Raw genomic sequence first — 22,167 nt, forward strand, 5'->3', positions numbered from 1 at the left:
CTGATTCGATGCGGAACATCCGCAATTTCTCCATCATCGCCCACGTCGACCACGGCAAGTCCACGCTGGCCGATCGCATCATCCAGCTTTGCGGTGGCCTCCAGGCCCGCGAGATGGAGGCGCAGGTGCTCGACTCCAATCCGATCGAGCGCGAGCGCGGCATCACCATCAAGGCCCAGTCGGTCTCGTTGCCGTATGTCGCCAAAGACGGCCAGACCTACCACCTGAACTTCATCGACACCCCCGGGCATGTCGACTTCTCCTATGAAGTCAGCCGCTCGCTGGCCGCCTGCGAAGGCGCGCTGCTGGTGGTCGATGCGGCCCAGGGCGTGGAAGCGCAGTCGGTGGCCAACTGCTACACCGCGGTGGAGCAGGGGCTGGAAGTGGTGCCGGTGATCAACAAGATCGACCTGCCTACGGCCGACATCGAGCGCGCCAAGGCCGAGATCGAGGCCGTGATCGGCATCGACGCCACCGATGCGGTGCCGGTCAGTGCCAAGACCGGCCTGAACGTGCAGGACGTGCTGGAGGCGATCGTGCATCGCATTCCGCCGCCGGTGCCGCGCGATACCGACAAGCTGCAGGCGCTGATCATCGACTCGTGGTTCGACAACTACCTGGGCGTGGTCTCGCTGGTGCGTGTGATGCAGGGCCAGATCAAGGCCGGCGACAAGCTGCAGGTGATGTCCACCGGCCGCAACCACCAGGTCGACAACGTCGGCGTGTTCACGCCCAAGCGCAAGGTGCTGCCAGCCCTGCGCGCCGGTGAAGTGGGCTGGGTCACCGCCAGCATCAAAGATGTCCACGGCGCGCCGGTCGGCGACACCCTGACCCTGGCGGCCGATCCGGCGCCCAAGCCGCTGCCGGGCTTCCAGGAAATGCAGCCGCGCGTGTTCGCCGGCCTGTTCCCGGTGGATGCCGAAGACTACCCGGACCTGCGCGAAGCGCTGGACAAGCTGCGCCTGAACGACGCCGCGCTGCGGTTCGAGCCGGAAAGCTCCGAGGCGATGGGCTTCGGCTTCCGCTGTGGCTTCCTCGGCATGCTGCACATGGAAATCGTGCAGGAGCGCCTCGAGCGCGAGTACAACCTGGACCTGATCAGCACCGCGCCGACCGTGGTCTATGAAGTGCTCAAGACCGACGGCTCGATCATCAACATGGACAACCCGGCCAAGCTGCCGCCGGTGAACCAGGTCGAGGAAATCCGCGAGCCGATCATCCGTGCCAACGTGCTCACGCCCGAGGAGTACATCGGCAACATCATCAAGCTGTGCGAAGAAAAGCGTGGCAGCCAGATCGGCATCAACTACCTCGGCAGCCAGGTGCAGATCAGCTACGAGCTGCCGATGGCCGAAGTGGTGCTCGACTTCTTCGACAAGCTCAAGTCGGTCAGCCGCGGGTACGCCTCGCTGGACTACCACTTCGTGCGTTTCGACGCCGGTCCGTTCGTCCGTGTGGACGTGCTGATCAATGGCGACAAGGTCGATGCGCTGTCGCTGATCGTGCACCGCAGCCATGCCGACCGCCGCGGCCGCGAGCTGTGCGAGAAGATGAAGGACCTGATCCCCCGACAGATGTTCGACGTGGCCATCCAGGCCGCCGTGGGCTCGCAGATCATCTCCCGCACCACGGTCAAAGCCATGCGCAAGAACGTTCTGGCCAAGTGCTATGGTGGCGACGTTTCGCGCAAGAAGAAGCTGTTGGAGAAGCAGAAGGAAGGCAAGAAGCGCATGAAGCAGGTGGGCCGCGTGGAGATCCCGCAGGAAGCCTTCCTGGCCGTGCTGCAGATGGACAAGTAAGGCACCCGATCCCAAGGACACCGCATGAAATTGTTTGAAATCCTCCTGGTCGTACTGACGCTGGCCTCCGGGCTGATCCTGCTGGCCGACAAGCTGTACTTCGCCAGGCGCCGTGCCGCGCGTGCCGGCCTGCTGGATTCCGAACCGGTGCTGGTCGACTACTCCCGGGCGTTCTTCCCGGTGCTGGCGATCGTGCTGGTGGTGCGCAGCTTCATCGCCGAGCCGTACAAGATTCCGTCCAGCTCGATGATGCCCAACCTGCTGATCGGCGATTTCATCCTGGTCAACAAGTTCTCCTACGGTCTGCGCCTGCCGCTGAACAACGCCAAGATCGTTCCGCTGGGCGAGCCCAAGCGTGGCGACGTGGTGGTGTTCCACTTCCCGGGCCATTCCGACGCCGACCCTGCCAAGGGCGAGAACTTCATCAAGCGCGTCATCGGCGTGCCGGGGGACGAGGTCGCCTTCCAGGGCGATGGGCTGATCCTCAATGGCGAGCCGGTCAAGTACGACAACAAGGGCATCTACGCGGGCCACCTCGGCCAGGGCGACGGCAGCACGCTGCTGGTGGAGCACCTGCCGGGCCGTACCCACACCGTGCTGGAGACCGACTACCCGCGTGGCCAGGGTCAGTGGACCGTGCCGGCCGGCAAGTACCTGGTCATGGGCGACAACCGCGACAACAGCGACGATGGCCGCTTCTGGGGCCTGCTGCCGGAGGAAAATCTCCGTGGCAAGGCGTTCCTGATCTGGCTGAACTGCTCGGGCTGGTTCTGCAAGGACGGCTTCGAGCCGTCGCGGATCGGCTCGACCATCAACTGATCCATCACACCGGCGTATCTGGGGAGAACGCAATGAAGACGATGAACACGCAGCGCGGCATGACCCTGACCTCGTTCCTGGTCGTCCTGATCGTGGTTGCCTTCGGCCTGTACATCGGCATGAAGCTGTTCCCGATGTACCAGGAGTACTACTCGGTGCGGTCGGCGATGAAGAGCCTGGCCAAGGAGCCGGGGGTGGGCAACATGGAGCCCGGGCGTGTCCAGGACCTGTTCTTCAAGCGTCTGTACATCAACTACTCCGAGAACGTGAAGCCGGCCAACGTCACATTCGATCGCATCGATGGCGGCTGGAACATGAAGGTCAACTACGAAGTGCGCCGGGCAATGATCGGCAACCTCGACGTGGTGGGCCGGTTTGATACCAACCAGGAATTGACCCGTAGCGGTGCCGAATAAACCTTTCCAACGCGGTGACCTGATCGGTCACCCCTTCCGCGATCCGGGTCTGCTGCAGCAGGCCCTGACGCATCGCAGTGCCGGTACGCCCAACAATGAGCGGCTGGAGTTCCTTGGCGACAGCATCGTCAACATGATGGTGGCCCAGGCGCTTTACGAGCGGTGGCCCAAGGCCGACGAGGGTGCGTTGACCCGCGCCCGGGCCGAGCTGGTGCGCGAAGGCGCGCTGGCGGTCATCGCCCGCACCCTGCAGCTGGGCGACCGGCTGACGCTGGGACCCGGCGAGATGAAGTCCGGCGGCCAACGCCGGGACTCGATCCTGGCCGACGCGCTGGAGGCGGTGGTCGCGGCGATCTACCTGGACGCCGGCTTTGCCGCCTGCCAGACCGTGGTGCTGCCCTGGTTCAGCCCCTCGATGGAGGCGCTGCCGGCCACGGGCAAGCCGGAGAAAGACCCCAAGACGCGCCTGCAGGAATGGCTGCAGGCCCGACAGAAGGCGCTCCCCCAGTACGAACTGGTGTCAGAATCGGGTGACGATCACGCCAAGACCTTCCGGGTACGCTGCGGCGTAACCGATCCTGCCGTCAGCACCGAAGGCGAAGGTGCCTCGCGACGGCTGGCCGAACAACAGGCGGCCGCCGCCGCCCTCGAGCAACTGGATTCCAAGTGAGCGAAGCAACCCCCCATCGTAGCGGCAGCGTGGCCGTCATCGGCCGCCCCAATGTCGGCAAATCCACTCTGACCAACGCCCTGGTCGGCGCCAAGGTCAGCATCGTGTCCAACCGGCCGCAGACCACGCGCCACCGGCTGCTCGGCATCGCCAGTTATCCGGAAGGGCAGCTGGTGCTGGTCGACACGCCCGGGCTGCACAAGGTGCAGAAGCGCGCCATGAACCGGGTGATGAACCGGGCGGCGCGCGGCTCGCTGGAAGGTGTCGACGCCGGGCTGCTGGTGATCGAGGCCGGCCGCTGGGACGAGGAAGACACCCTGGCCTTCAACGTTCTCAGCGATGCGGGCGTGCCGGTGGTGCTGGTGGTCAACAAGATCGACCGCCTCAAGGACAAGGGCGCGTTGCTGCCGTTCCTGCAGGAAGTGACCGCCGGCCGCAGCTTTGCCGCCGTGCATCCGATTTCCGCGCAGAAGCGCAACGGCTTGGACGCGCTGGTGCGCGACGTGCTGAAGCTGCTGCCCGAAGCCCCGCCGATGTTCGGCGAGGACGAGATCACCGACCGCAGCCAGCGGTTCCTGGCCGGTGAGCTGGTCCGCGAGCAGCTGATGCGCCAGCTGGGCGAAGAGCTGCCGTACGCCACCACGGTGGAGATCGAGCGCTTTGTCGAAGACGGCAACCTGCTGCGCATCGGTGCGGTGATCTGGGTCGAGCGCGAAGGCCAGAAGGCGATCGTGATCGGCAAGGGCGGTACCCGCCTGAAGGATATCGGTGCCAAGGCCCGCATGCAGATGGAACGTCTGTTCGGTGCCAAGGTGTTCCTGGAAACCTGGGTGCGCGTGCGCGAGGGCTGGTCCGACGACGAAGCCGCGCTGAAGGCCTTCGGCTACGAATGAACCGCCCCGGGCGCGCGCAGCGGCGCGGCGTCCGTCGTGTCCCGGCGTGCGCTGCGGTGGGACCCCACCGGCCGGCGCCGGTCGGGAGGTAGGCCGTGCGCATCGAGGATGAACCCGCCTTCGTTCTGCACGCCCGCCCGTGGCGGGAGACCAGCCTGCTGGTGGAAGTGCTGACCGAGCAGCATGGTCGCATCGGCCTGCTCGCGCGGGGCGTGTCCAGTGCCCGCAGCCAGCCGTTGCGGGCGGCCCTGCAGCCCCTGCAATGGATCCGGCTGACCGCGGTACAGCGCGGCGAACTGGCGCAGCTTCGCGGTGCCGAGGCACTCGACGCCGCACCGCGGCTGCTGGGCGATGCGATGCTCGCCGGCTTCTACATCAATGAACTGCTGCTGCGGCTGGCACCCCGCCAGGACCCGCTGCCCGACCTGTACGACGCCTATGCCGTGGTGCGCCAGCGGCTGCGCGACGGCGACCCCCTGGCATGGACCCTGCGCCGCTTCGAACGGGATCTGCTGGATGCGCTCGGGGTGGGGTTCGACCTGAGCCATGACGGCGATGGCGAGCCGCTCGATCCCGCTGCCCGCTACGAACTCGACCCGGGCGATGGCCCGCGCCGTCTGCTCAGTGACCGGGGCGCCGACCAGCGACGCGGAGCGGCCACCGGCAGCGCGCTGCTCGCGCTGGGCGCTGACCGTCTGCCCGGCGCGGAGGACCTGGCCAGCCTGCGCCCCAGCATGCGCACGGTGCTGCTGCACCACCTCGGGGGCCGCGGCCTGAAATCCTGGGAAATGCTCGACGACCTGTCACGCCGGCGCTAGCGCCGGGCGCTGAGACTCAATGCAGCAGGGCTTCCACCGCCGCGCGGAACTGGGTCTGTGCGCCGCCGGATTCCGGTGCCTGGTGCAGTTGGCGTACCGCCCGGGCCAGGCGCGCGGCGCCGACGAAGCCGCAACTGGCCTGCAACCGGTGCAACTGCCCGCGGAGGGCCCGTACATCCTGCTGCAGCAAGGCCTGCGCGACGGCGTCGCGCACCCCGGGCAATTCGGCCAGGAACAGTTCGCGAAGGGCGATGAGATGGTTGCGCTGCCCATTCAGGGCTGCCAGGGCGGTGGTTTCATCCCAGTCCTGGCGCTCGTTCTCGGTGCTGCTCCCGGGACCGGCCGCCATGCCGCCGGGGCTGTTGACCAGCGCGCGGCGCACCGCCTTGAGCAGCTGTTCGCGGGTCAGGGGCTTGATCAGGGTCTCGCTGAAGCCGGCCTCGCGCAGCCGGGCATGGATGCCGCTGTCGCCATCGGCGGTATGCGCCAGCGCCGGGGTGTCCGGCCGCGAACGGCGCAGGGCCTGCAGCAGCTCGGTGCCGTTGCCGTCGGGCAGGTTGACGTCGATCAGCCACAGGTCATGGCCGCCGCCGTTGGCGCGGTCCATTGCGCTGGCCAGCGAATCGGCGGTATCGACCTCGGCGGGCAGGGTCTCCAGCGCAGCCTTGAAGAAGCCGCGGCTGATGGTGTCGTCCTCGACGAGCAGGAATCGGGGCATGGGATCCCGCGGGGTCATCTGCATTGGGGCTGCCTCCATGTCAGCTGTGTCCCATATTAAACACGTCCGGGGCCGCTGCAAACGGTTTCCGAGCAGGGCAATGCCTCCATCTGCGACAATACGCACCCTTTTTGCCCGCAGCCTGTTGCCACGTGGCCCGAACCCGCTCCCGCCTCGACCGTACGCCCTTCCAGACCGACATCCTCGACCTCAGCCACGATGGCCGTGGCGTGGCCCGCCGTGATGGCGAGGGTGGCAAGGTCACCTTCATCACCGGCGCGCTGCCGGGCGAAGTGGTGACCGCCGAACCGACCGCCCGCAACCGCCACTTTGACGAGGCGCGCACGCTGGAGGTGGTGACCGCCTCGCCGCAGCGGGTGACGCCGCGCTGCCCGCATTTCGGCGTCTGCGCCGGCTGCGTGCTGCAGCACCTGGAGGAATCGCAGCAGATCGTGGCCAAGCAGCGGGTGCTGATGGACAACCTGACCCGTATCGGCCACGTCACCCCTGGTACCGTGCTGCCGCCGCTGGTCGGCGACAGTTGGGGCTACCGCCGCAAGGGCCGGTTCTCGGTGCGTCGGGTCGAGAAGAAGGACAAGACCCTGGTCGGCTTCCGCGAGCAGGACCCGCGCTTCGTCGCCGATCTGTCGCAGTGCCTGACCGTGATCCCGGAGATCGGCAGCAAGGTCGGCGCGATGGCCACCTTCATCGAGACCTTGGACGGCAAGCGCGATATTCCGCAGATCGAGTTCATCGCCGGCGACGACGCGATCATGCTGACCATCCGCCACATGCAGCCGCTCAGCGACGCCGATCGTGCGGCGTGGACCGCCTTCGGGCAGGAACACGGCTTTGCGATCTCGCTGCAGCCCGGCGGCGTGGAATCGGTGCAGCCGCTGTGGCCGGCCGAGGTGCCGCTGTCGTTCAAGCTCGCGCCGTGGGATGTCGAGCTGGCCTTCCGGCCGCTGGACTTCATCCAGGTCAATGCATCGCTCAACGTGAAGATGATCGCGCTGGCGCTGGAACTGCTCGACGCCGGCCCGGACGAGCGGGTGCTCGATCTGTTCTGTGGCCTGGGCAACTTCACCCTGCCGCTGGCGCGTACCGTGCGTGAAGTGGTCGGCGTGGAAGGTGATCCGGGACTGGTCGCGCGTGCACGGGAAAACGCCGAGCGCAATGGCCTGTCCAACGCCCAGTTCCACGCTGCGGACCTGACCCAGGACCAGCGCCAGACGCCGTGGATGCGCCAGGGCTTCGACAAGCTGCTGCTGGACCCGCCGCGCTCGGGGGCCATCGAAGTGCTGCAGCAGCTGCCGCTGAAGCAGTTCAAGCGCATCGTCTACGTCAGCTGCCATCCCGGCTCGCTGGCGCGCGATGCGGGCTATCTGGTCAACGAACAGGGCTTCACCCTGGTCTCGGCCGGCGCAATGGACATGTTCCCGCACACCGCGCACGTGGAGAGCATCGCGGTGTTCGAGAAGCGCTGACGCCCGTTCGCCGGCCGCGTCCGCTACTGCGCCGTGGCCGGTGCGTTGTGCCACTGTCCGTCCCCCCACACGAACGCCATCGGCTGGCGGCCGCGCTCGCTGGCGACGATGGCGTCGACCTCGCATTCGATCACCGGCGCGTCCTCGCCGATGTCGCACGCATGCACCGCGACCACGTCGGCCGTGCGCGCCGCCTGTGCCAGCTCGGCACGCGCGGCAGGGTCGGCCTCCTGCGCGGCGCGCGCGATGAACGTCTCGCGCAGCAGGACCTGCACACGCTCCTGCGGCGGCACCGGCACCGGGATCCGGCGCTGTTCGACAGGCATCGTCCAGCGCTGCTCCGTGTAGACGAAGCGCAACAGGCGATACACCGGCTCCGGACCCGCCTGGGCGGTCGTGATGCAGTCCACCGTGGCCGCGGCGGCGCCGTCGAGCGGCATGCAGCTGGACAACCCCAGCAGGCGGGGACGAAACGCGTCGGCGACCATGCGGCTGCTGTCGGTGGCGGGGCGGTCGGCGATGGCGGCATCGAACAGCGCGTCCATCGCCGACTGGGCCTGCGCCAGCGTGGGGATGGCCGGCGCGGCAGCGCTGGCGGCCAGCGGGAGCAGCGCCAGGGAGGCGAGGGCGATGCGGCGCAGGGTGGGGCGATGGCGTGTCATCGTGGCTGGATCCTTGCAGGGGGCGCGCAGTGTAGGCGCCGCGCCGCCATACTGTGCGCATGGGCATTGAAATCGAACGCAAATTCCTCGTCACCGGCGACGGCTGGCGCACCGCCGCGCACGCGGTGATTCCGATGGCGCAGGGCTACATCAATGACGCCGCCGCGCTCGACAGTGGCGCGCAGAAGGCCTCGGTGCGTGTGCGCATCCAGGGCGCGCAGGCCTTCCTCAACCTGAAGTCGCGCGAGATCGGCCACACCCGGCAGGAGTTCGACTACCCGATTCCGGTGGACGATGCCCGCGCGCTGCTTGCGCTGTGCGTCGGCGGGCTGATCGACAAGCGCCGGCATCTGGTCGAACACGGCGGGCGGATCTGGGAGGTCGATGAATTCCTCGGCGACAACGCCGGGCTGGTCGTGGCCGAGATCGAGCTGGAGCGCGCCGACCAGTCCATCGCCCTACCGGCATGGGTGGGTGAGGAAGTCACCGACGACGTGCGCTACTACAACCTGGCGCTGGCCGCCCATCCCTTCAGCCGCTGGGACAGATAGCCGCGGGCGCGCGGCGGTGTCGCCGCCCGGGTTCAGCGCGAGCGTGAAGGGCCCGTCGGCGACGATCACGTCCAACGCGGCGCTTTGAGGCGCCGCTGCCCCCTTTTTTCCGCAGGCCGTCATCCCCATCTTGGCCGCATGAACATTGAGATCTGGTCCGACGTGGTGTGCCCCTGGTGCTGGATCGGTAAACACCGGTTCGAGCAGGGCCTGGCCCTTCTGGGCGACGAAGCACCCGAGATCGAGGTGCGCTGGCGGCCGTTCCTGCTGGATCCGGACGCCGGCACCACTCCGGTGCCGCTGCGCGAGGCCTATCGGGCCAAATTCGGCAGTGCCGAGCGCACCGAGCAGATTCTGTCCCAGACCCAGACCACGGCGCGCGCCGAAGGCCTGCCGATGGACTTCGACCAGGGCCAGGTGCGGGTCACCACCCTGCCGGCGCATCGCCTGCTGTGGCTGGCGGGTCGTGAGGGCGTGCAGGCGGCGGTCGGCGAGGCGCTGTTCCGTGCGCATTTTGTTCACGGGCGGAATCTGGCCGATCCGCAGACGCTGATCGAGGCCGCCGCCGCCGGCGGAATCGGGGCCGACCGGGTGACGGCGTTGCTGGCCAGCGAGGAAGGGCTGGAGGAGATCCGGGCCCAGCTCGACCAGGCCCGTGCAGTGGGCATTCAGTCGGTGCCCACCTTTGTGATCAATGGCCGCTACGCCGTGCAGGGGGCCCAGCCGCCCGAGGCGTTTGCCCAGGCACTGCGGCAGATCGCGGCGGAAGGCGCCGCGGACGCGTCCTGACCGAGACGTGGTCACAGCCGCGCGGTCGTGGCCCACGGCGCGCGGGTTCTGCGACAATGCGGCGGTGCGCCATCGCGGCGCCCCGTATTGGAGATGACCCATGCTCGTGATCGGCGTCGCCGGGACCGAACTCACCGCCCAGGAGCGGCACTGGCTGCAGCATGACGCCGTGGCCGGTGTCATCCTGTTCAAGCGCAATTTCGCCTCGCGCGAGCAGGTTGCCGCGCTGTCGGCCGCGATCCGCGCCGCCGCCCCGCGCCCGGTGCTCATCTGCGTGGACCAGGAAGGCGGCCGCGTGCAGCGCTTCCGTGACGGCTACAGCGCGCTGCCGCCGCTGCAGGGCTTCGATGCGCAGTACGCCAGGGACCCCGAGGCCGCGCTGGCCCTGGCCGAGCAGCACGCCTGGCTGATGGCCAGCGAAGTGCGCGCCAGCGGCGTGGACCTGAGCTTTGCACCGGTGGTCGATTTGGGCCGGGGCAACCTGGCCATCGGCGACCGCGCCTTCAGCGCCGATCCGGACGTGGTCGCGGCCTTCACCCGCGCCTATGTGCGCGGCATGCACAGCGTGGGCATGGCGGCCACGCTCAAGCACTTCCCCGGCCACGGCACGGTCAAGGAAGACACCCACGTCGACGATGCCAGCGATCCGCGCACGCTCGATGAACTCCGTGCGCTGGACCTGGTGCCGTTCGTGGCCGGTATCGACGCCGGTGCCGACGCGGTGATGATGGCCCACGTGGTCTACCCGCAGGTGGCGCCGGAACCGGCCGGCTACTCGCCCCGCTGGATCGGCGAGATCCTGCGCGGCGAGATGGGCTTCCGCGGCGTGGTGTTCTCCGACGACATCGGCATGGCCGCGTCGTTCTCCGCCGGTGGCGTGAAGGCGCGCGTGGATGCGCATCTGGACGCCGGCTGCGACGTGGTGCTGGTCTGCCACCCCGAACTGGTGGAAGAATCGCTGCGCGCGGTCGAAGGCCGCACCCTCAATACCGCCGCGTTGCTGGGCCTGATCGGCCGCGGCGCGCTGGGCTGGGACGGCCTGTTGGCCGACACCCGCCACGGCACTACCCAATCCCGTTTGCTTGACACCCTTGGAAGAACCGTCTGATGCCCAACCTCACCATCCCCCAGGCCCTGGCCCAGGCCGACCTGCTGGTCGACCGCCCCACCATCGACAAGGCCATTGCCGGCATCGCTGACGCCATCGCGCGCGATTACAAGGGCGAAGTGCCGCTGTTCCTGTCGATCATGCATGGCGCCCTGCCGTTCGCCGGACAGCTTGCGCTGGAACTGGGTGCCCGCGGCCAGGACGTGCAGTTCGATTACCTGCATGCCACCCGCTACCGCGGTGAGACCACCGGCGGCGACCTGGTCTGGAAGCACAAGCCGGCCACCGCGCTGTTCGGCCGTCGCGTGCTGCTGGTCGACGACATCCTCGATGAGGGCTACACGCTGCAGGGCGTGCGCACCTGGTGCCTGGAACAGGGCGCGACCGACGTGCGCATCGCCGCGCTGACGGTCAAGCAGCACGACCGCGCGCTGCCGGACATCAAGGCCGACTACGCCGGCATCGACCTGCCGGACCGTTACGTGTTCGGCTTCGGCATGGACGTCAATGAGACGCTGCGCTGCGTGCCGGCCATCTACGCGATGAAGGAATGATGGAACACATCGCACTGGCCGTCATCGGCGGCACCGGCGTCTACAAACTGGCCCAGCTCGACGATGTCAGCAGCCACCAGGTCGAGACCCGCTACGGCACGCCGTCCGGCCCGATCCGGGTCGGCACGCTGCTCGGCCAGCGCGTGGCGTTCCTGGCCCGCCACGGCGAAGGCCACTCGCTGCCGCCGCACAAGATCAATTACCGCGCCAATCTCGCTGCGCTGCAGCAGATCGGCGCGACGCGCGTGCTCGCACTCAATACTGTTGGCGGCATCACCGATGCGTTCGGACCGCGCGTGCTGGCCTGTCCGGACCAGTTGATCGATTACACGTGGGGTCGCATCTCCACGCTGTGTGAAGAGCCGGGCAGCGAGGTGCTGCACGTGGACTTCGGGCATCCGTACACGCCGATGCTGCGCAGCAAGGTATTGGCCGCAGCCAAGGTCACCGGCGTGCGTCTGCAGGATGGCGGATGCTACGGCGCCACGCAGGGGCCGCGCCTGGAAACCAATGCGGAGATCGCCCGCATGCGTCGCGACGGCTGCGATCTGGTCGGCATGACCGGCATGCCCGAAGCCAGCCTGGCGCGCGAGCTCGGTCTGGACTATGCCTGCCTGGCGATCGTGGCCAACTGGGCGGCCGGGTGTGGTGATGGCGACGAAATCACGATGGCCGAAGTACTGGCCAACGTCGATGCCGCGTCGGCGGGTTTGCCGGAACTGATCGGTGAATTGGCGCGGGGGTGATTGTCATTGCGGAACAAGCTTTGCATACTCCGGCAGTGCGCTGGTTGAGCGTACACCACCCATTCATTGAAGAAGGTCTCGCATTACCATGCCGAACGGTACCGTCAAGTGGTTCAACGACGCCAAGGGATTTGGCTTTATCTCGCCGGAGGACGGCAGCGCCGACGTCTTCGCGCACTTCTCCGCGATCAACGCCAAGGGCTTCCGCAGCCTGCAGGAAGGCCAGCGTGTCACGTACGACGTGACCCAGGGCCCGAAGGGCGCCCAGGCTTCGAACATTGTGCCGGCTGAGTGATTCTCTCGGTTGAGCATTGAAAACCCCGCTTCGGCGGGGTTTTTTTTGCGCACGATGTGAACTTGATCACGCTCATAGGGAACATGACATGACGCAGCCGCGCACGGTGGCGATCATCGGCTACGGCACCGCCGGTCAGGCATTGTCGATTCTGCTTTCACGCGATCATCACGTGGTGCACGTGTTCGAGCGTGCGAAAGCGCCCGGCCCCGTCGGGGCCGGCTTCCTGCTGCAACCCAGCGGCCTGGACGTGCTGTGGCAGATGGCGTTGTTGCCGCAGGTGCTGCGACATGGCGCGCCGGTGCAGCGGCTGTACGGGGAAACGCCCTGCGGGCGCGCGGTGATGGACATGCGCTACGCCGCGCTGGACGTGCATCTGCATGGCGTGGGCATGCAGCGCGGTGCGTTGTTCACAGTGTTGGCGCAGGCCTGGGAGCACGCGGGCAACCTGCAGGCCGATACCGCGATCGTCGAGGTGGACAGTGACAAGGGGCGCGTGCGTGATGCACGCGGACAGTGGCACGGGCCCTACGACGTGGTGATCGCCGCCGATGGCGCCGCCTCCACGCTGCGCGCGCAGGTGGCGGGTGCGCGGCACGATCGCGAGTACCCGTGGGGGGCACTGTGGTGCCTGCTGCCGCGCGGTGACTGGCCGCATGTCGACGAACTGCGCCAGCGCTACCTGATGGCGCGCAGGATGATCGGCCTGCTGCCCGTGGGAACGCGGCCCGGCGATGACACGCCACGGCTGAGCTTCTTCTGGAGTCTGCCGCGTGATCGCTTCGCGCACTGGGAACGCGATGGCATGGCGCGCTGGCTGGACGATGTCGCTGCGCTCTGGCCGGAGGCACACGGGTTGCTGCAGGACGTAGCGCCGGAGGCGCTGGCCCGCGCGAGTTATCGCGACACGCGCATGCGGCAGTGGCATCGCGGGCGGCTGGTGCTGGCCGGCGACGCGGCGCATGCGATGAGCCCGCAGCTGGGGCAGGGGGTGAACATGGCGCTGCTGGATGCGATGGCGCTGCGCGATGCGCTGCGGGCGCACCCCGATCTGACGGCCGCATTGCAGGCGTACCAGCAGCGGCGACGCGCGCATGTGGCGATCTATCACTACTGGAGCCACTGGCTGACGCCGCTGTTCCAGTCCGAACGCGACACGCTGGCGCGTGCCCGCGACGTGTTCTTCGGGCCGATGGGGCGCGTACCTGGCGGGCGCGGGCACATGCTGCGCGTGCTCAGTGGCACGCAGCATGGCTGGATGGGGCGCCTGCCGTTGTCGCCCGGGTTCGTGACGGCAATGCGCGAATACCGTGCTGCACGGTGATACCCGCGTCAGGCGCTGAATGCGCGCGCGTGAAGGCGGATCTGCATTGCGTTGACGGTGAAATCACCGTCGACATGAGACAACGGCAGCGCAGACGCAGCGTGCGTGTGCGCCTGGCGCCACCCGACCCGGATATGCCTTGCACCACGGATCGTTCCGTGCCGGTGCGCCTGCGCCCCAGGTCCCGTGTGGACCGCCATCCCAAGGAGATTGACATGTTGTTCTCGGCCGACACTCTCGAAAGCGAACTCAGCAAACTGCGCGGTCTGTTGCAGATGCTGCACGAGGATCAGCCGGATGTGATGGAAGACGTGTTCGAATTCCATGTCACCAGCCTCATCACCCATACCGCAGCGGAGCATCATCCGCACATCCGCCAGGCGGCCCGCGACATGCTGGTGGCGATCCAGCAGCAGCCGGTCCGCGCCGTGTCCCGCACGCCGGAGATCCTGTTGATGCCGGATACGCTGGTCCCGGCCATGTGAATCGCACCGCGTTCGGCCGCCGTCCGGCGGCTAGCGCGGCGGCAGCGCGATGGCCTCGTCTTCGACGCACGCCACCAGCCGCTCCCCATTGGCCAGCACCGGCGCGATGCCGGCGGTGAACCGCGAGAAGGCCGGCAGTATCGTGAGGTCTTCGCGCAGCCAGAATGCCGGCCAGCGCCGCTGCATGCCCGGCAGCCGTGCCAGTGGATGCAGGTGACCGCACAGTACGTGCAGGCGCGCATGCGGGCGCGGGTCGTGGCGCAGCAGGAACGGCCCTTCCTGCACGCTCTCACCCATCAGTTCGATGCCGAGGTCCGCTTTGGGCAGCGCACGGTCGTGGTTGCCGGCCAGTGCGCCGATCTGCAGCGACGGGTGCTGCTCACGCCATCCCTGCCACTGCCGGTACCACGCGGCGCGATGCGCCACACCGTGCAGTACATCGCCCAGAATCCACAGCGTGTCCACGCGCTGCTGCTGCAGCAGGTGGGTCAGGCGTGCGAGATCATCGCCCGTGCCGCCGCTGGGCAGGCCGATGCCGGCGCGCCGGAACAGGTCGGCCTTGCCCAAGTGCAGGTCGGCGATCAACATCGCGCTGCGCGTCGGCCAGTAGAGCGCACGCGCACCCAGCAGGTGCAGCGTCTCGCCGGCGAGCGTCAGCGACAGGTCATTGCCCATGCCGTTTCTCCAGTTGCTGTGCCGCGCGCAGCACGCGGGTTTTCCAGTCTTCGTTGCTGAGCTGGCCGCGCATGCGCTCGGCCCAGAGCGGGAACGAGAATGGCCCGAGGCTGCCCAACGCCTGCACATGCAGCGCGCGCGCCTGACAGCGCTGCAGTGCGGCGGCCAGAGCGCCGAGGTCGAGCTGACTGTGCAGCACCTCGTGTTCGGCGAGCGTCAGCAGGATGTGATCCGGATCGTGCTGGCGCAGCACGTCGTACAGCAGCCCGCTGGACGCCTGCAACTGACGCAGGCTGCGCGGCGTGCGGCCCGGCAACGCAGGCACCAACATGCCGGAGACGCGCGCGATATCGCGGAACTGACGGCGTGCCAGCTCGCCAAGGTTGAGGCTGTCGCGCAGGTCCTCGAACAGGCTGTCAGGCTGCAGCAGCCGGCGTATCAGCGCCGGTTCCACCGCAACCGCATGCGCCGGCGCCAGCACGAAGCCGTAGTCGTTGGCGGCATAGGCGAAGGTGTTGGTCTGCAGGCGCGTCCAGCGCATCGCCATCAACGCGGCGATGCCTTCGTTGACCTGACGGCCCGCGAACGGATACACGAACAGGTACTGGCCCTCGCGGCGGAGCAGTGTTTCCACCAGCAGGCGTGAGGAGCCGGGCAGCACGGACAGGCGCGCCTGCAACTGCAGCAACGGCGCCAGCCAGCGCAGTTCGGCGCTCTCGCCGGGCGTCTCCAGTACCGCTTCCATCTCGCGGCCCAGTGCATCGGACAGTGGCAACCGGCCGCCCTGCCAGCGCGGCACTACGCCCTCGCCGCCACGGGCCAGCCGCACATACGCGGTCATCTGCTCCAGCCGGACCAGTTCCAGCAGGCGCCCGGCAAACTGGAAGCGGTCCCCGGGTCGCAGCCGTCCCACGAACTGCTCTTCCACCGCGCCCAGCCGGCCGCCGCGCAGGAACTGGACCGTTAGGCTGCCGTCGCTGGTGATGGTGCCGATCGACAAGCGGTGACGCAGCGCCACGCGGCGGTCGTGGACGCGGTACACGCCATCATCGTCACGAACGACGCGGTGGAAGTTCGGGTACTGCGCCAGCGCACGGCCCCCCTGCACGATGAAGGCCAGCACGCCTTCCCACTGCGTCATCTCCAGGCTGGCGAACGCGTGCGTGCGTCGCACCTGCGCGAACAGCGCATCGGCGTCGAAACCGCCGCCTAGCGCGCAGCTCACGCAGTGCTGGGCCAACACGTCCAGCGACAACTGCAGCGGACGTCGTGCTTCGATCACGCCCTCGGCCAGCGCGCGTCGCGCTGCCGCATACTCCACCAGCTCCAGCGCATGCGAGGGGACGCAGATGATGTGTCCGGATTCACCGGGACGATGACGCGCCCGGCCGGCACGCTGCAGCAGGCGCGCGATGCCTTTGGGGCTGCCGACCTGCAGCACCTGGTCCACAGCGGGGAAGTCCACGCCGAGATCCAGGCTGGACGTGGCGACCACGCAGCGCAGGCGACCTTCGCGCAGTCCCTCCTCGGCATCGCGCCGCAGCGCAGGGTCCAGCGAACCGTGGTGCAGTGCCAGGGTCGCCAGCTCCTCCGGCCATACCGCCGTCAATGCCTGGTGCCACAGTTCCGCCTGCGCGCGGGTGTTGGTGAACAGCAGGCTGCTGCGTGCCGACAGCAGCCGCTCCAGCACGCGCTGCAGCTGTGACAGGCCCAGATGCCCCGCCCACGGAAAGCGTTCGCCGTGCGCCGGCAGCAGCGTTTCCAGCGTCATCGGACGGGGGCGGGCGCCTGACACCTGTGGCGCGTCGGGCTGGTCGGGCAGCAGCACCTGGCGCGCTTCGTCGAGGTTGCCGAGCGTGGCCGACAGCCCCCACACCTGCAGCGCCGGCAGCGCATCGCGCAGGCGACGCAGGTTCAACTGCAGCAGCACGCCCCGCTTGTTGCCAAGCAGCTCGTGCCACTCGTCGACCACCACGCAGCGCAGCTGCTGCAGGCGCGCCATCGTATCGGGATAGCTCAACAGCAGTGCCAGCGATTCGGGCGTGGTGACCAGTACATCCACGCGCCCCTCGCGCGCCAGACGCTTGTCGCGCGCGCTGGCATCGCCGGTACGCAGGCCCACCTGCCAGTCCAGGCCCAGTGCGGACAACGGCTCGCGCAGCGCACGCGCGGTGTCGGCGGCGAGTGCGCGCAGCGGGGTGATCCACAGGACCTGCAGGGCCGGCACCCGCCTGCCGCCGCGGCCCGCAATGCGCGGCGGCGGATCGGACAGCGCCTGCAGCAGGGGGCCGCCGAACATTGCCAGGGTTTTGCCGCTGCCGGTGGGCGTGTGCAGCAGCCCCGACGCGCCGGCCAGGTAGTGACGCCACATGGTTTTCTGGAACGGCAGCGGTGCCCAGCCGCGGCTGGCGAACCACGCCACCAGGCGTGCCATCGCCTCGCGCCGCGTCACCGTGCCAGCGCCTGCAGCTGGGCCAGCGTGTCTGCTTCGCTGGCCGGCTTGTCCTGCCGCCAGCGCAGGATGCGCGGAAAACGCACCGCGATGCCGGACTTGTGCCGGCTGCTGCGGTTGACGCCTTCGAAGCCGAGTTCGAACACCTGTTCGCCACGCACACTGCGCACCGGCCCGAAGCGTTCGAGCGTGTTGGCGCGGATCCAGCGGTCCAGCGCCAGGATTTCCGTGTCGTCCAGGCCCGAGTACGCCTTGGCTACCGGTACCAGCCTGTCACCGTCCCACACGCCGAAGGTGTAATCGGTGTACAGCGTGCTGCGTCGGCCGTGGCCGGACTGCGCGTAGATCATCACCGCATCGACGGTGAGCGGGTCGACCTTCCATTTCCACCAGTCGCCGCGACGCCGTCCGCTCTGGTAGGGCGAGCTGCCGCGCTTGAGCATCAGTCCCTCGACGCCGCGCTCGCGCGCACCTGCCCGCAGGGCGGCGGCGGCGTGCCAGTCGTCGGGATGGAGCTGCGGGGAGAGCTGCAGCCGCGGATCGCCCAGGCTGTCGAGCACGGTCGCCAGCGCGGCGCGCCGCTGCGTCAGCGGCTGCAGCCGCAGGTCCTGCCCGTGCAGCTCCAGCAGGTCGTAGGCGAGCACGCGCACAGGCGTATCGCGCAGGGTTCTGGGGCCGGGCGCGCGGCGCTGGATGCGGGTCTGCAGCGCGGTGAACGGCAACGGCTGCGGATCGTCATCGCGCCAGGCAAGCAGTTCGCCATCGATCACGCAGCCGTCCGGCAACGCCATCGCGGCCGCCTCGATCTCCGGGAAGCGGCCATCCAGACGTTCCTCGCCGCGCGACCACAGCGCCACTTCGCCCTGGCGCCGCAGCAGCTGCAGGCGGATGCCATCCCACTTCCATTCCACGTTCCAGCCGCCGATGTCGCCCAGCCGGTCGGCGTCGCTTTCCAGTGGAGATGCGAGGAAAAACGGGTAAGGCTGCTGGCGGTCCTCCGGGCGTTCCTCCGGCGTCAGCAGGTCGGCCAGCAGGCCGGGCGAGGGTACCCACGCGCCGAGCATGCGCTGGGCGATGCGGGCAATGTCGATGCCGGATAGTTCCGCCAGCGCCTGCTGCACCAGCCGCTGCGACACGCCCACGCGCAGCGCGCCGGTCAGCAGCTTGTTGAATACCAGCCGCTCGTCGAACGCCAGGTCCCGCCACGCCTCCATCACTGTGGCGCGGCGGACCGGCTCGGCCTGGTTGGCGACCGGCAGCAGACGCTGCTCGATCCAGTCGGCGAGCGCCATGTCGGACGCGCGGTCGGCCGGATCGTCCAGCAGCAGGGTCAGCGTTTCGGCGAGGTCGCCGACCTGGTCGTAGCTGTCGTCAACCAGCCATGCGGGGGTGTCGGAGACGTCGGCGATCCACGCGCGCAGTTCGGCGCTGCCGGCGATCTTCTGCCGCGCGCTGGTGACCTTGCCACCGGACAGCAGGAACAGCGCCCATGCCGCGTCATGCGCTGGCGCGTCGCGGAAATAATCGACCAGCGCAGCGCGTTTGTCGCCGGTGGCGGTGCTGCGGTCCAGCGTGCGGTACAGCGCGGCGAAGCGTTTCATTCCTCGTCCCCGTAGCCGGTGGCGAAAGCTCCGGCGGCTACGCCCCGCTCGCGCAGGAAGCGGATCAGCGCATCGGTATTGCCGTGCGTGGCGATCACCCGACGCGCCCCGGTCTGCGCGATCGTACGCAGCAGGTCCGGCCAGTCGGCGTGATCGGACACCACAAAGCCGCGGTCGTAGTTGCGGCGCCGGCGGTTGCCGCGCAGGCGCATCCAGCCCGACGCAAAGCCCAGTTGCGCGCTCTTGAAACGCCGCATCCAGGCGCTGCCGGCGGCCGAGGGCGGCGCCAGCACCAGCTTGCCGGCAAGGTCGCTGCCGCGCGCCTGCTCACCGACGGTTTCGGTGGCGAGCATGGCGATGCCGGCCTCGCGGTACACAGCCACGCCGGCGGCGATCGCGCCGTGCAGCAGCGCCGGCTGCGTGTCCAGCGGCAGCAGCTCGGCCAGCACCCGCTGCGCTTTGCCCAGCGCGTAGCAGAGCAGCACGGCGGCTTCGCCGCGCGCTTCGCATTCCCTGCGCCAGGCCACGATGTCGGCGGCCACCTGCGGCGTGGGCGGCCAGCGGTACACCGGCAGTCCAAAGGTCGCCTCGGTGATGAACGTATCGCAGGGCACCACGTCGAACGGCGCGCAGGTGGGATCGGGTTGCCGCTTGTAGTCACCGGAGGCCACCCAGACCTGGGTGCCGTCGTCGATGCGCACCTGCGCCGACCCCAGCACGTGTCCGGCCGGATGCAGCGACACGTCCACATCGCCCAGGCGGAAGCGCGCGCCGTACGCATGCGCGTCCAGCGGCACTTCGCCGAGCCGCCAGCGCAGGATCGGCACGCTGTCGGTGCTGCAGTGGTAGTGGCCCATGCCGCTGCGGGCATGGTCGCCGTGCCCGTGCGTGATCACCGCGCGCGGGACCGGGCGCCACGGGTCGATGTGGAAGTCACCGGCCGGGCAGTACAGGCCTTCCGGGCGCAGCACCACCAGGTCCGGTTTTGCAGAGGAGGACGTCATGCCTGCACTGTGCCGCCGCGTTCGTGCAGGAGGTGAGAATCCGGCTGAACGGACGCCTGCGCGTGGATGCGGCAGAATCGGGCGGTCCCCTGCCACGAGGCCCGCCACGATGCCCGAGCTGTCCGCCTTCGAGACCCATGCGGTGACCAACCAGCCGCCACCGTTCGGGGGCCGGCATCTGTGGGCCGACGATCTGGCCTTGGCCGAAGCGGTGCAGCGCGAGGGTGGCGCGGCGTTCGTGCCACGCCTGGCGGTATACGGCGGGCTGGCTGGCGACGCGCTGTACCGGCTGGGATTCGATGCCAATCGGGACCGTCCGCGTCTGCGTACCCACGATGCACAGGGCCATCGTATCGATACCGTCGAGTTCCATCCGGCCTACCACGCGCTGATGGAGGCGGCCAAATCGCACGGCGTGGCGGGCCTGTCCTGGCACGAGCCGGTGCCGGGTGCGCACGTCGCGCGCGCGGCGCTGAGCTATCTGCACCATCAGGCCGAAGCCGGCACCAGTTGTCCGCTGACCATGACCCATGCGGCGGTTGCGGTGCTGCGCCAAGACCCGCTGCTGGCCGAGTGGGCCGACAAGGCCGCGGCACCGCACTACGACCCGCGCGACGTGCCCATTGCCGACAAGGCCGGCATCACCCTCGGCATGGGCATGACCGAAAAGCAGGGCGGATCGGATGTGCGCGGCAATACCACCCGCGCCGAACCGCAGGCCGACGGCAGCTATGCCCTGGTCGGGCATAAATGGTTCTTTTCCGCGCCGATGTCCGATGGCTTCCTGGTGCTGGCACAGGCGCCGGGCGGGCTGACCTGTTTCCTGATGCCGCGGCGCCTGGCCGACGGCAACCGCAACGCGTTCCATCTGATGCGCCTGAAGGACAAGCTCGGAGACTGGGCCAACGCGTCCAGCGAGATCGAGCTGTGCGGTGCCTGGGCGCGGCGGGTGGGCGAGGAGGGGCGCGGGGTGGCCACCATCATCGGCATGGTGATGATGACGCGGCTGGACTGCATGCTCGGCGCCGCGGCGGAAATGCGCATGGCGCTGGCGCAGGCGCTGCACCACACGCGTCATCGCAGCAGTTTTGGCCGCCGTCTGTGCGACCACCCGCTGATGGCCAATGTGCTGGCCGACCTGGCGATCGAATCGGAGGCGGCCACCGTGTTCGCCCTGCGTGTTGCGCGCGCGGTCGACCTGGCGCCGCAGGATGCACAGGAGGCCGCCTTCGCCCGCATCGCCACAGCGGTGGGCAAGTACTGGGTGTGCAAGCGCGCGGCGGTGTTCGTCAACGAAGCGCAGGAATGCCTGGGCGGTGCGGGGTACGTCGAGGAATCGATCCTGCCGCGGCTGTACCGGCAGGCACCGTTGAATTCGATCTGGGAAGGCAGTGGCAACATCCAGTGCCTGGACGTGCTGCGCGCGCTGTCGCGCGAGGCGCAGGTGCTGCCGGTGCTGGAACAGGAACTGGGCAGAGTGGCCGGACGCGACACCATCTACGATGCGGCATGGCAGACGCTGCGTGCGCAGTTGGCGGCCGGCCCGGGTGAGGCGCAGGCGCGTCGCATCACCGAGCGGCTGGCGCTGCTGCTGCAGGCGGCGGTACTGCTGCGCGCCGACAGCCCGCTGGCGGCTGCCTTCATCCGCTCCCGGCTCGGTGCCGAGCACGGCATGGCATTCGGAACGCTGCCGTCGGATCTGGATTACGCTGCGGTCCTGGCCCGCGCGCTGCCCTGAGCCACCGTTCCAATGCAGCACGCCCCTCCGGAGAGGGGCGTGCGGATGACGACATCCTGCCGTGATGCGGCGGTGTGGCTCAGTGCTTGGCCTCGTCGGCGTTCTGCTTTGCCTCGTTGGCGACGTCGCGCGCCTTGTCGGCTACCTTCTGCGCGGCATCGGCGGTGGAATCGCTGGCATGCGCGGCAGCATCCCGGGCAGCGCTCTTGGCCTCGCCAGCGGCTTCGGAGGTCGCAGCGGCGGCCCGATCCAGTGCCTGCTGCGTATCGGCGGCGGCGCGGTCGGACGCGGCCGCGGCATCATCGGCCGCGCTGCGGGTGGCGGCGGCGGCCTTGTCGACGGCCTCGCGCGCGGCGGCGTTGGCGCTGTCGGCGGCCTGGGCCGCATCCTGGCGTGCCTGTTCGGCTTCCGGGCCCTTGCAGGCGGCCAGGGCCAGCAGCAGGGAGGCAGCCAGCAGGGAAGTGGTGATAGGACGGATGTTCATGGCGGTCTCCAGGACGGGAATCGTCGGGGAGGCCAGCCTATTCACGCCGGTGTGAAGGGCGGGTTGTGGCGGCCAAAGA

General features: G+C 68.7%; 23 protein-coding genes. 16 read left to right on the forward strand and 7 right to left on the reverse strand.

Going from position 1 to position 22,167, the window contains the following annotated elements; genetic code table 11:
• Window positions 1-8: 8 nt before the first annotated feature.
• From lepA to recO, 6 genes are all read left to right on the forward strand, one after another.
• The gene (gene lepA / locus ACPEH8_RS04640) at window positions 9-1,799 is read left to right on the forward strand and encodes a translation elongation factor 4 (protein ID WP_017356783.1); all 1,791 of its coding nucleotides are present in this window, start codon (window positions 9-11) and stop codon (window positions 1,797-1,799) included.
• A gap of 24 nt (window positions 1,800-1,823) precedes the next feature.
• Entirely contained in the window at window positions 1,824-2,618 is a 795-nt protein-coding gene (lepB, locus tag ACPEH8_RS04645; RefSeq protein ID WP_017356784.1) for a signal peptidase I, read from the forward strand.
• 32 nt (window positions 2,619-2,650) lie between these two features.
• Entirely contained in the window at window positions 2,651-3,034 is a 384-nt protein-coding gene (locus ACPEH8_RS04650; protein WP_017356785.1) for a DUF4845 domain-containing protein, read from the forward strand.
• The gene (gene rnc / locus ACPEH8_RS04655) at window positions 3,024-3,704 is read left to right on the forward strand and encodes a ribonuclease III (RefSeq protein WP_017356786.1); all 681 of its coding nucleotides are present in this window, start codon (window positions 3,024-3,026) and stop codon (window positions 3,702-3,704) included. The genes ACPEH8_RS04650 and rnc overlap by 11 nt, the downstream gene beginning before the upstream one ends.
• A complete protein-coding gene (era, locus tag ACPEH8_RS04660) occupies window positions 3,701-4,597 on the forward strand; it encodes a GTPase Era (protein WP_136003123.1) in 897 nt (298 codons plus the stop codon). The genes rnc and era overlap by 4 nt, the downstream gene beginning before the upstream one ends.
• A 95-nt stretch (window positions 4,598-4,692) precedes the next feature.
• Window positions 4,693-5,415 carry a DNA repair protein RecO gene (gene recO, locus ACPEH8_RS04665; protein ID WP_166473316.1) on the forward strand — a complete coding sequence of 241 codons (723 nt, stop codon included), beginning with the start codon at window positions 4,693-4,695 and terminating at the stop codon, window positions 5,413-5,415.
• 16 nt (window positions 5,416-5,431) lie between these two features.
• Here the strand turns inward: recO and ACPEH8_RS04670 are convergent, their stop codons facing one another.
• Window positions 5,432-6,157 (reverse strand): response regulator, encoded by a 726-nt coding sequence (locus ACPEH8_RS04670; RefSeq protein WP_136003125.1) that lies wholly within the window; start codon window positions 6,155-6,157, stop codon window positions 5,432-5,434.
• A 128-nt stretch (window positions 6,158-6,285) separates the two neighbouring features.
• Here ACPEH8_RS04670 and rlmD point away from each other — a divergent pair, with 128 nt between their 5' ends.
• The gene (gene rlmD, locus ACPEH8_RS04675; RefSeq protein ID WP_136003126.1) at window positions 6,286-7,620 is read left to right on the forward strand and encodes a 23S rRNA (uracil(1939)-C(5))-methyltransferase RlmD; all 1,335 of its coding nucleotides are present in this window, start codon (window positions 6,286-6,288) and stop codon (window positions 7,618-7,620) included.
• A gap of 23 nt (window positions 7,621-7,643) precedes the next feature.
• On the opposite strand, the gene ACPEH8_RS04680 is transcribed toward rlmD, so the two are convergent.
• Window positions 7,644-8,282, reverse strand: a complete 639-nt coding sequence (locus ACPEH8_RS04680) for a hypothetical protein (protein WP_423666184.1) — start codon at window positions 8,280-8,282, stop codon at window positions 7,644-7,646.
• Window positions 8,283-8,341: 59 nt separating this feature from the next.
• Between ACPEH8_RS04680 and ACPEH8_RS04685 the strand changes: the two genes are divergently transcribed.
• The 8 genes from ACPEH8_RS04685 to ACPEH8_RS04720 all read left to right on the forward strand — a co-directional run bounded on the left by ACPEH8_RS04685 (window position 8,342) and on the right by ACPEH8_RS04720 (window position 14,134).
• Window positions 8,342-8,833: a CYTH domain-containing protein gene (locus tag ACPEH8_RS04685; RefSeq protein WP_153165222.1), complete on the forward strand. Its 492-nt coding sequence runs from the start codon at window positions 8,342-8,344 to the stop codon at window positions 8,831-8,833.
• A gap of 138 nt (window positions 8,834-8,971) precedes the next feature.
• Window positions 8,972-9,622, forward strand: coding sequence for a DsbA family oxidoreductase (locus ACPEH8_RS04690; protein ID WP_153165221.1), 651 nt, complete (start codon window positions 8,972-8,974; stop codon window positions 9,620-9,622).
• A 100-nt stretch (window positions 9,623-9,722) separates the two neighbouring features.
• Window positions 9,723-10,730, forward strand: coding sequence for a beta-N-acetylhexosaminidase (gene nagZ / locus ACPEH8_RS04695; protein WP_153165220.1), 1,008 nt, complete (start codon window positions 9,723-9,725; stop codon window positions 10,728-10,730).
• Complete coding sequence (locus tag ACPEH8_RS04700) at window positions 10,730-11,284, forward strand: hypoxanthine-guanine phosphoribosyltransferase (RefSeq protein ID WP_017357286.1); 555 nt, start codon at window positions 10,730-10,732, stop codon at window positions 11,282-11,284. The genes nagZ and ACPEH8_RS04700 overlap by 1 nt, the downstream gene beginning before the upstream one ends.
• Window positions 11,284-12,030, forward strand: a complete 747-nt coding sequence (locus ACPEH8_RS04705) for an S-methyl-5'-thioinosine phosphorylase (RefSeq protein ID WP_026070968.1) — start codon at window positions 11,284-11,286, stop codon at window positions 12,028-12,030. Before ACPEH8_RS04700 ends, ACPEH8_RS04705 begins: the two co-directional genes overlap by 1 nt.
• Before the next feature lie 88 nt (window positions 12,031-12,118).
• A complete protein-coding gene (locus tag ACPEH8_RS04710; protein WP_017357288.1) occupies window positions 12,119-12,325 on the forward strand; it encodes a cold-shock protein in 207 nt (68 codons plus the stop codon).
• 88 nt (window positions 12,326-12,413) lie between these two features.
• Window positions 12,414-13,649 carry an FAD-dependent oxidoreductase gene (locus tag ACPEH8_RS04715; RefSeq protein ID WP_423666186.1) on the forward strand — a complete coding sequence of 412 codons (1,236 nt, stop codon included), beginning with the start codon at window positions 12,414-12,416 and terminating at the stop codon, window positions 13,647-13,649.
• 29 nt (window positions 13,650-13,678) lie between these two features.
• On the forward strand, window positions 13,679-14,134 hold the full coding sequence (locus ACPEH8_RS04720) for a hypothetical protein (RefSeq protein ID WP_243746279.1): 456 nt from the start codon (window positions 13,679-13,681) through the stop codon (window positions 14,132-14,134).
• A 30-nt stretch (window positions 14,135-14,164) separates the two neighbouring features.
• Here ACPEH8_RS04720 and pdeM read toward each other — a convergent pair whose 3' ends face one another.
• Genes pdeM through ACPEH8_RS04740 form a run of 4 tightly spaced genes read right to left on the reverse strand, consistent with a single transcriptional unit; the run spans window position 14,165 to window position 19,866 of the window.
• Window positions 14,165-14,809: a ligase-associated DNA damage response endonuclease PdeM gene (pdeM, locus tag ACPEH8_RS04725; protein WP_423666188.1), complete on the reverse strand. Its 645-nt coding sequence runs from the start codon at window positions 14,807-14,809 to the stop codon at window positions 14,165-14,167.
• The gene (locus ACPEH8_RS04730; protein WP_423666329.1) at window positions 14,799-17,243 is read right to left on the reverse strand and encodes a ligase-associated DNA damage response DEXH box helicase; all 2,445 of its coding nucleotides are present in this window, start codon (window positions 17,241-17,243) and stop codon (window positions 14,799-14,801) included. Before ACPEH8_RS04730 ends, pdeM begins: the two co-directional genes overlap by 11 nt.
• A gap of 14 nt (window positions 17,244-17,257) precedes the next feature.
• Window positions 17,258-18,862, reverse strand: a complete 1,605-nt coding sequence (locus ACPEH8_RS04735) for an ATP-dependent DNA ligase (protein ID WP_423666190.1) — start codon at window positions 18,860-18,862, stop codon at window positions 17,258-17,260.
• Window positions 18,859-19,866 carry a ligase-associated DNA damage response exonuclease gene (locus ACPEH8_RS04740; protein WP_423666192.1) on the reverse strand — a complete coding sequence of 336 codons (1,008 nt, stop codon included), beginning with the start codon at window positions 19,864-19,866 and terminating at the stop codon, window positions 18,859-18,861. The genes ACPEH8_RS04735 and ACPEH8_RS04740 overlap by 4 nt, the downstream gene beginning before the upstream one ends.
• 109 nt (window positions 19,867-19,975) lie before the next feature.
• Here ACPEH8_RS04740 and ACPEH8_RS04745 point away from each other — a divergent pair, with 109 nt between their 5' ends.
• Window positions 19,976-21,604 (forward strand): acyl-CoA dehydrogenase family protein, encoded by a 1,629-nt coding sequence (locus tag ACPEH8_RS04745; RefSeq protein WP_136003132.1) that lies wholly within the window; start codon window positions 19,976-19,978, stop codon window positions 21,602-21,604.
• A 79-nt stretch (window positions 21,605-21,683) separates the two neighbouring features.
• Here the strand turns inward: ACPEH8_RS04745 and ACPEH8_RS04750 are convergent, their stop codons facing one another.
• Window positions 21,684-22,088: a hypothetical protein gene (locus ACPEH8_RS04750; RefSeq protein WP_136003133.1), complete on the reverse strand. Its 405-nt coding sequence runs from the start codon at window positions 22,086-22,088 to the stop codon at window positions 21,684-21,686.
• Window positions 22,089-22,167 lie beyond the last annotated feature (79 nt).

The sequence above is a fragment of the Stenotrophomonas sp. NPDC077461 genome (assembly GCF_049545475.1).
Taxonomy (GTDB): domain Bacteria; phylum Pseudomonadota; class Gammaproteobacteria; order Xanthomonadales; family Xanthomonadaceae; genus Stenotrophomonas; species Stenotrophomonas nematodicola.

Excerpts from the sequence above, each read along its gene's own strand:
- ACPEH8_RS04700 (WP_017357286.1), top strand. The coding sequence starts at position 10,730 with ATGCCCAACCTCACCATCCCCCAGGCCCTGGCCCAGGCCGACCTGCTG.
- lepB (WP_017356784.1), top strand. The coding sequence starts at position 1,824 with ATGAAATTGTTTGAAATCCTCCTGGTCGTACTGACGCTGGCCTCCGGG.
- lepA (WP_017356783.1), top strand. The coding sequence starts at position 9 with ATGCGGAACATCCGCAATTTCTCCATCATCGCCCACGTCGACCACGGC.
- ACPEH8_RS04670 (WP_136003125.1), bottom strand. The coding sequence starts at position 6,157 with ATGCAGATGACCCCGCGGGATCCCATGCCCCGATTCCTGCTCGTCGAG.
- ACPEH8_RS04680 (WP_423666184.1), bottom strand. The coding sequence starts at position 8,282 with ATGACACGCCATCGCCCCACCCTGCGCCGCATCGCCCTCGCCTCCCTG.
- ACPEH8_RS04715 (WP_423666186.1), top strand. The coding sequence starts at position 12,414 with ATGACGCAGCCGCGCACGGTGGCGATCATCGGCTACGGCACCGCCGGT.
- ACPEH8_RS04710 (WP_017357288.1), top strand. The coding sequence starts at position 12,119 with ATGCCGAACGGTACCGTCAAGTGGTTCAACGACGCCAAGGGATTTGGC.
- pdeM (WP_423666188.1), bottom strand. The coding sequence starts at position 14,809 with ATGGGCAATGACCTGTCGCTGACGCTCGCCGGCGAGACGCTGCACCTG.
- ACPEH8_RS04690 (WP_153165221.1), top strand. The coding sequence starts at position 8,972 with ATGAACATTGAGATCTGGTCCGACGTGGTGTGCCCCTGGTGCTGGATC.
- ACPEH8_RS04685 (WP_153165222.1), top strand. The coding sequence starts at position 8,342 with ATGGGCATTGAAATCGAACGCAAATTCCTCGTCACCGGCGACGGCTGG.
- ACPEH8_RS04730 (WP_423666329.1), bottom strand. The coding sequence starts at position 17,243 with ATGGCACGCCTGGTGGCGTGGTTCGCCAGCCGCGGCTGGGCACCGCTG.
- ACPEH8_RS04740 (WP_423666192.1), bottom strand. The coding sequence starts at position 19,866 with ATGACGTCCTCCTCTGCAAAACCGGACCTGGTGGTGCTGCGCCCGGAA.
- ACPEH8_RS04650 (WP_017356785.1), top strand. The coding sequence starts at position 2,651 with ATGAAGACGATGAACACGCAGCGCGGCATGACCCTGACCTCGTTCCTG.
- nagZ (WP_153165220.1), top strand. The coding sequence starts at position 9,723 with ATGCTCGTGATCGGCGTCGCCGGGACCGAACTCACCGCCCAGGAGCGG.
- ACPEH8_RS04735 (WP_423666190.1), bottom strand. The coding sequence starts at position 18,862 with ATGAAACGCTTCGCCGCGCTGTACCGCACGCTGGACCGCAGCACCGCC.
- ACPEH8_RS04705 (WP_026070968.1), top strand. The coding sequence starts at position 11,284 with ATGGAACACATCGCACTGGCCGTCATCGGCGGCACCGGCGTCTACAAA.
- ACPEH8_RS04745 (WP_136003132.1), top strand. The coding sequence starts at position 19,976 with ATGCCCGAGCTGTCCGCCTTCGAGACCCATGCGGTGACCAACCAGCCG.
- ACPEH8_RS04750 (WP_136003133.1), bottom strand. The coding sequence starts at position 22,088 with ATGAACATCCGTCCTATCACCACTTCCCTGCTGGCTGCCTCCCTGCTG.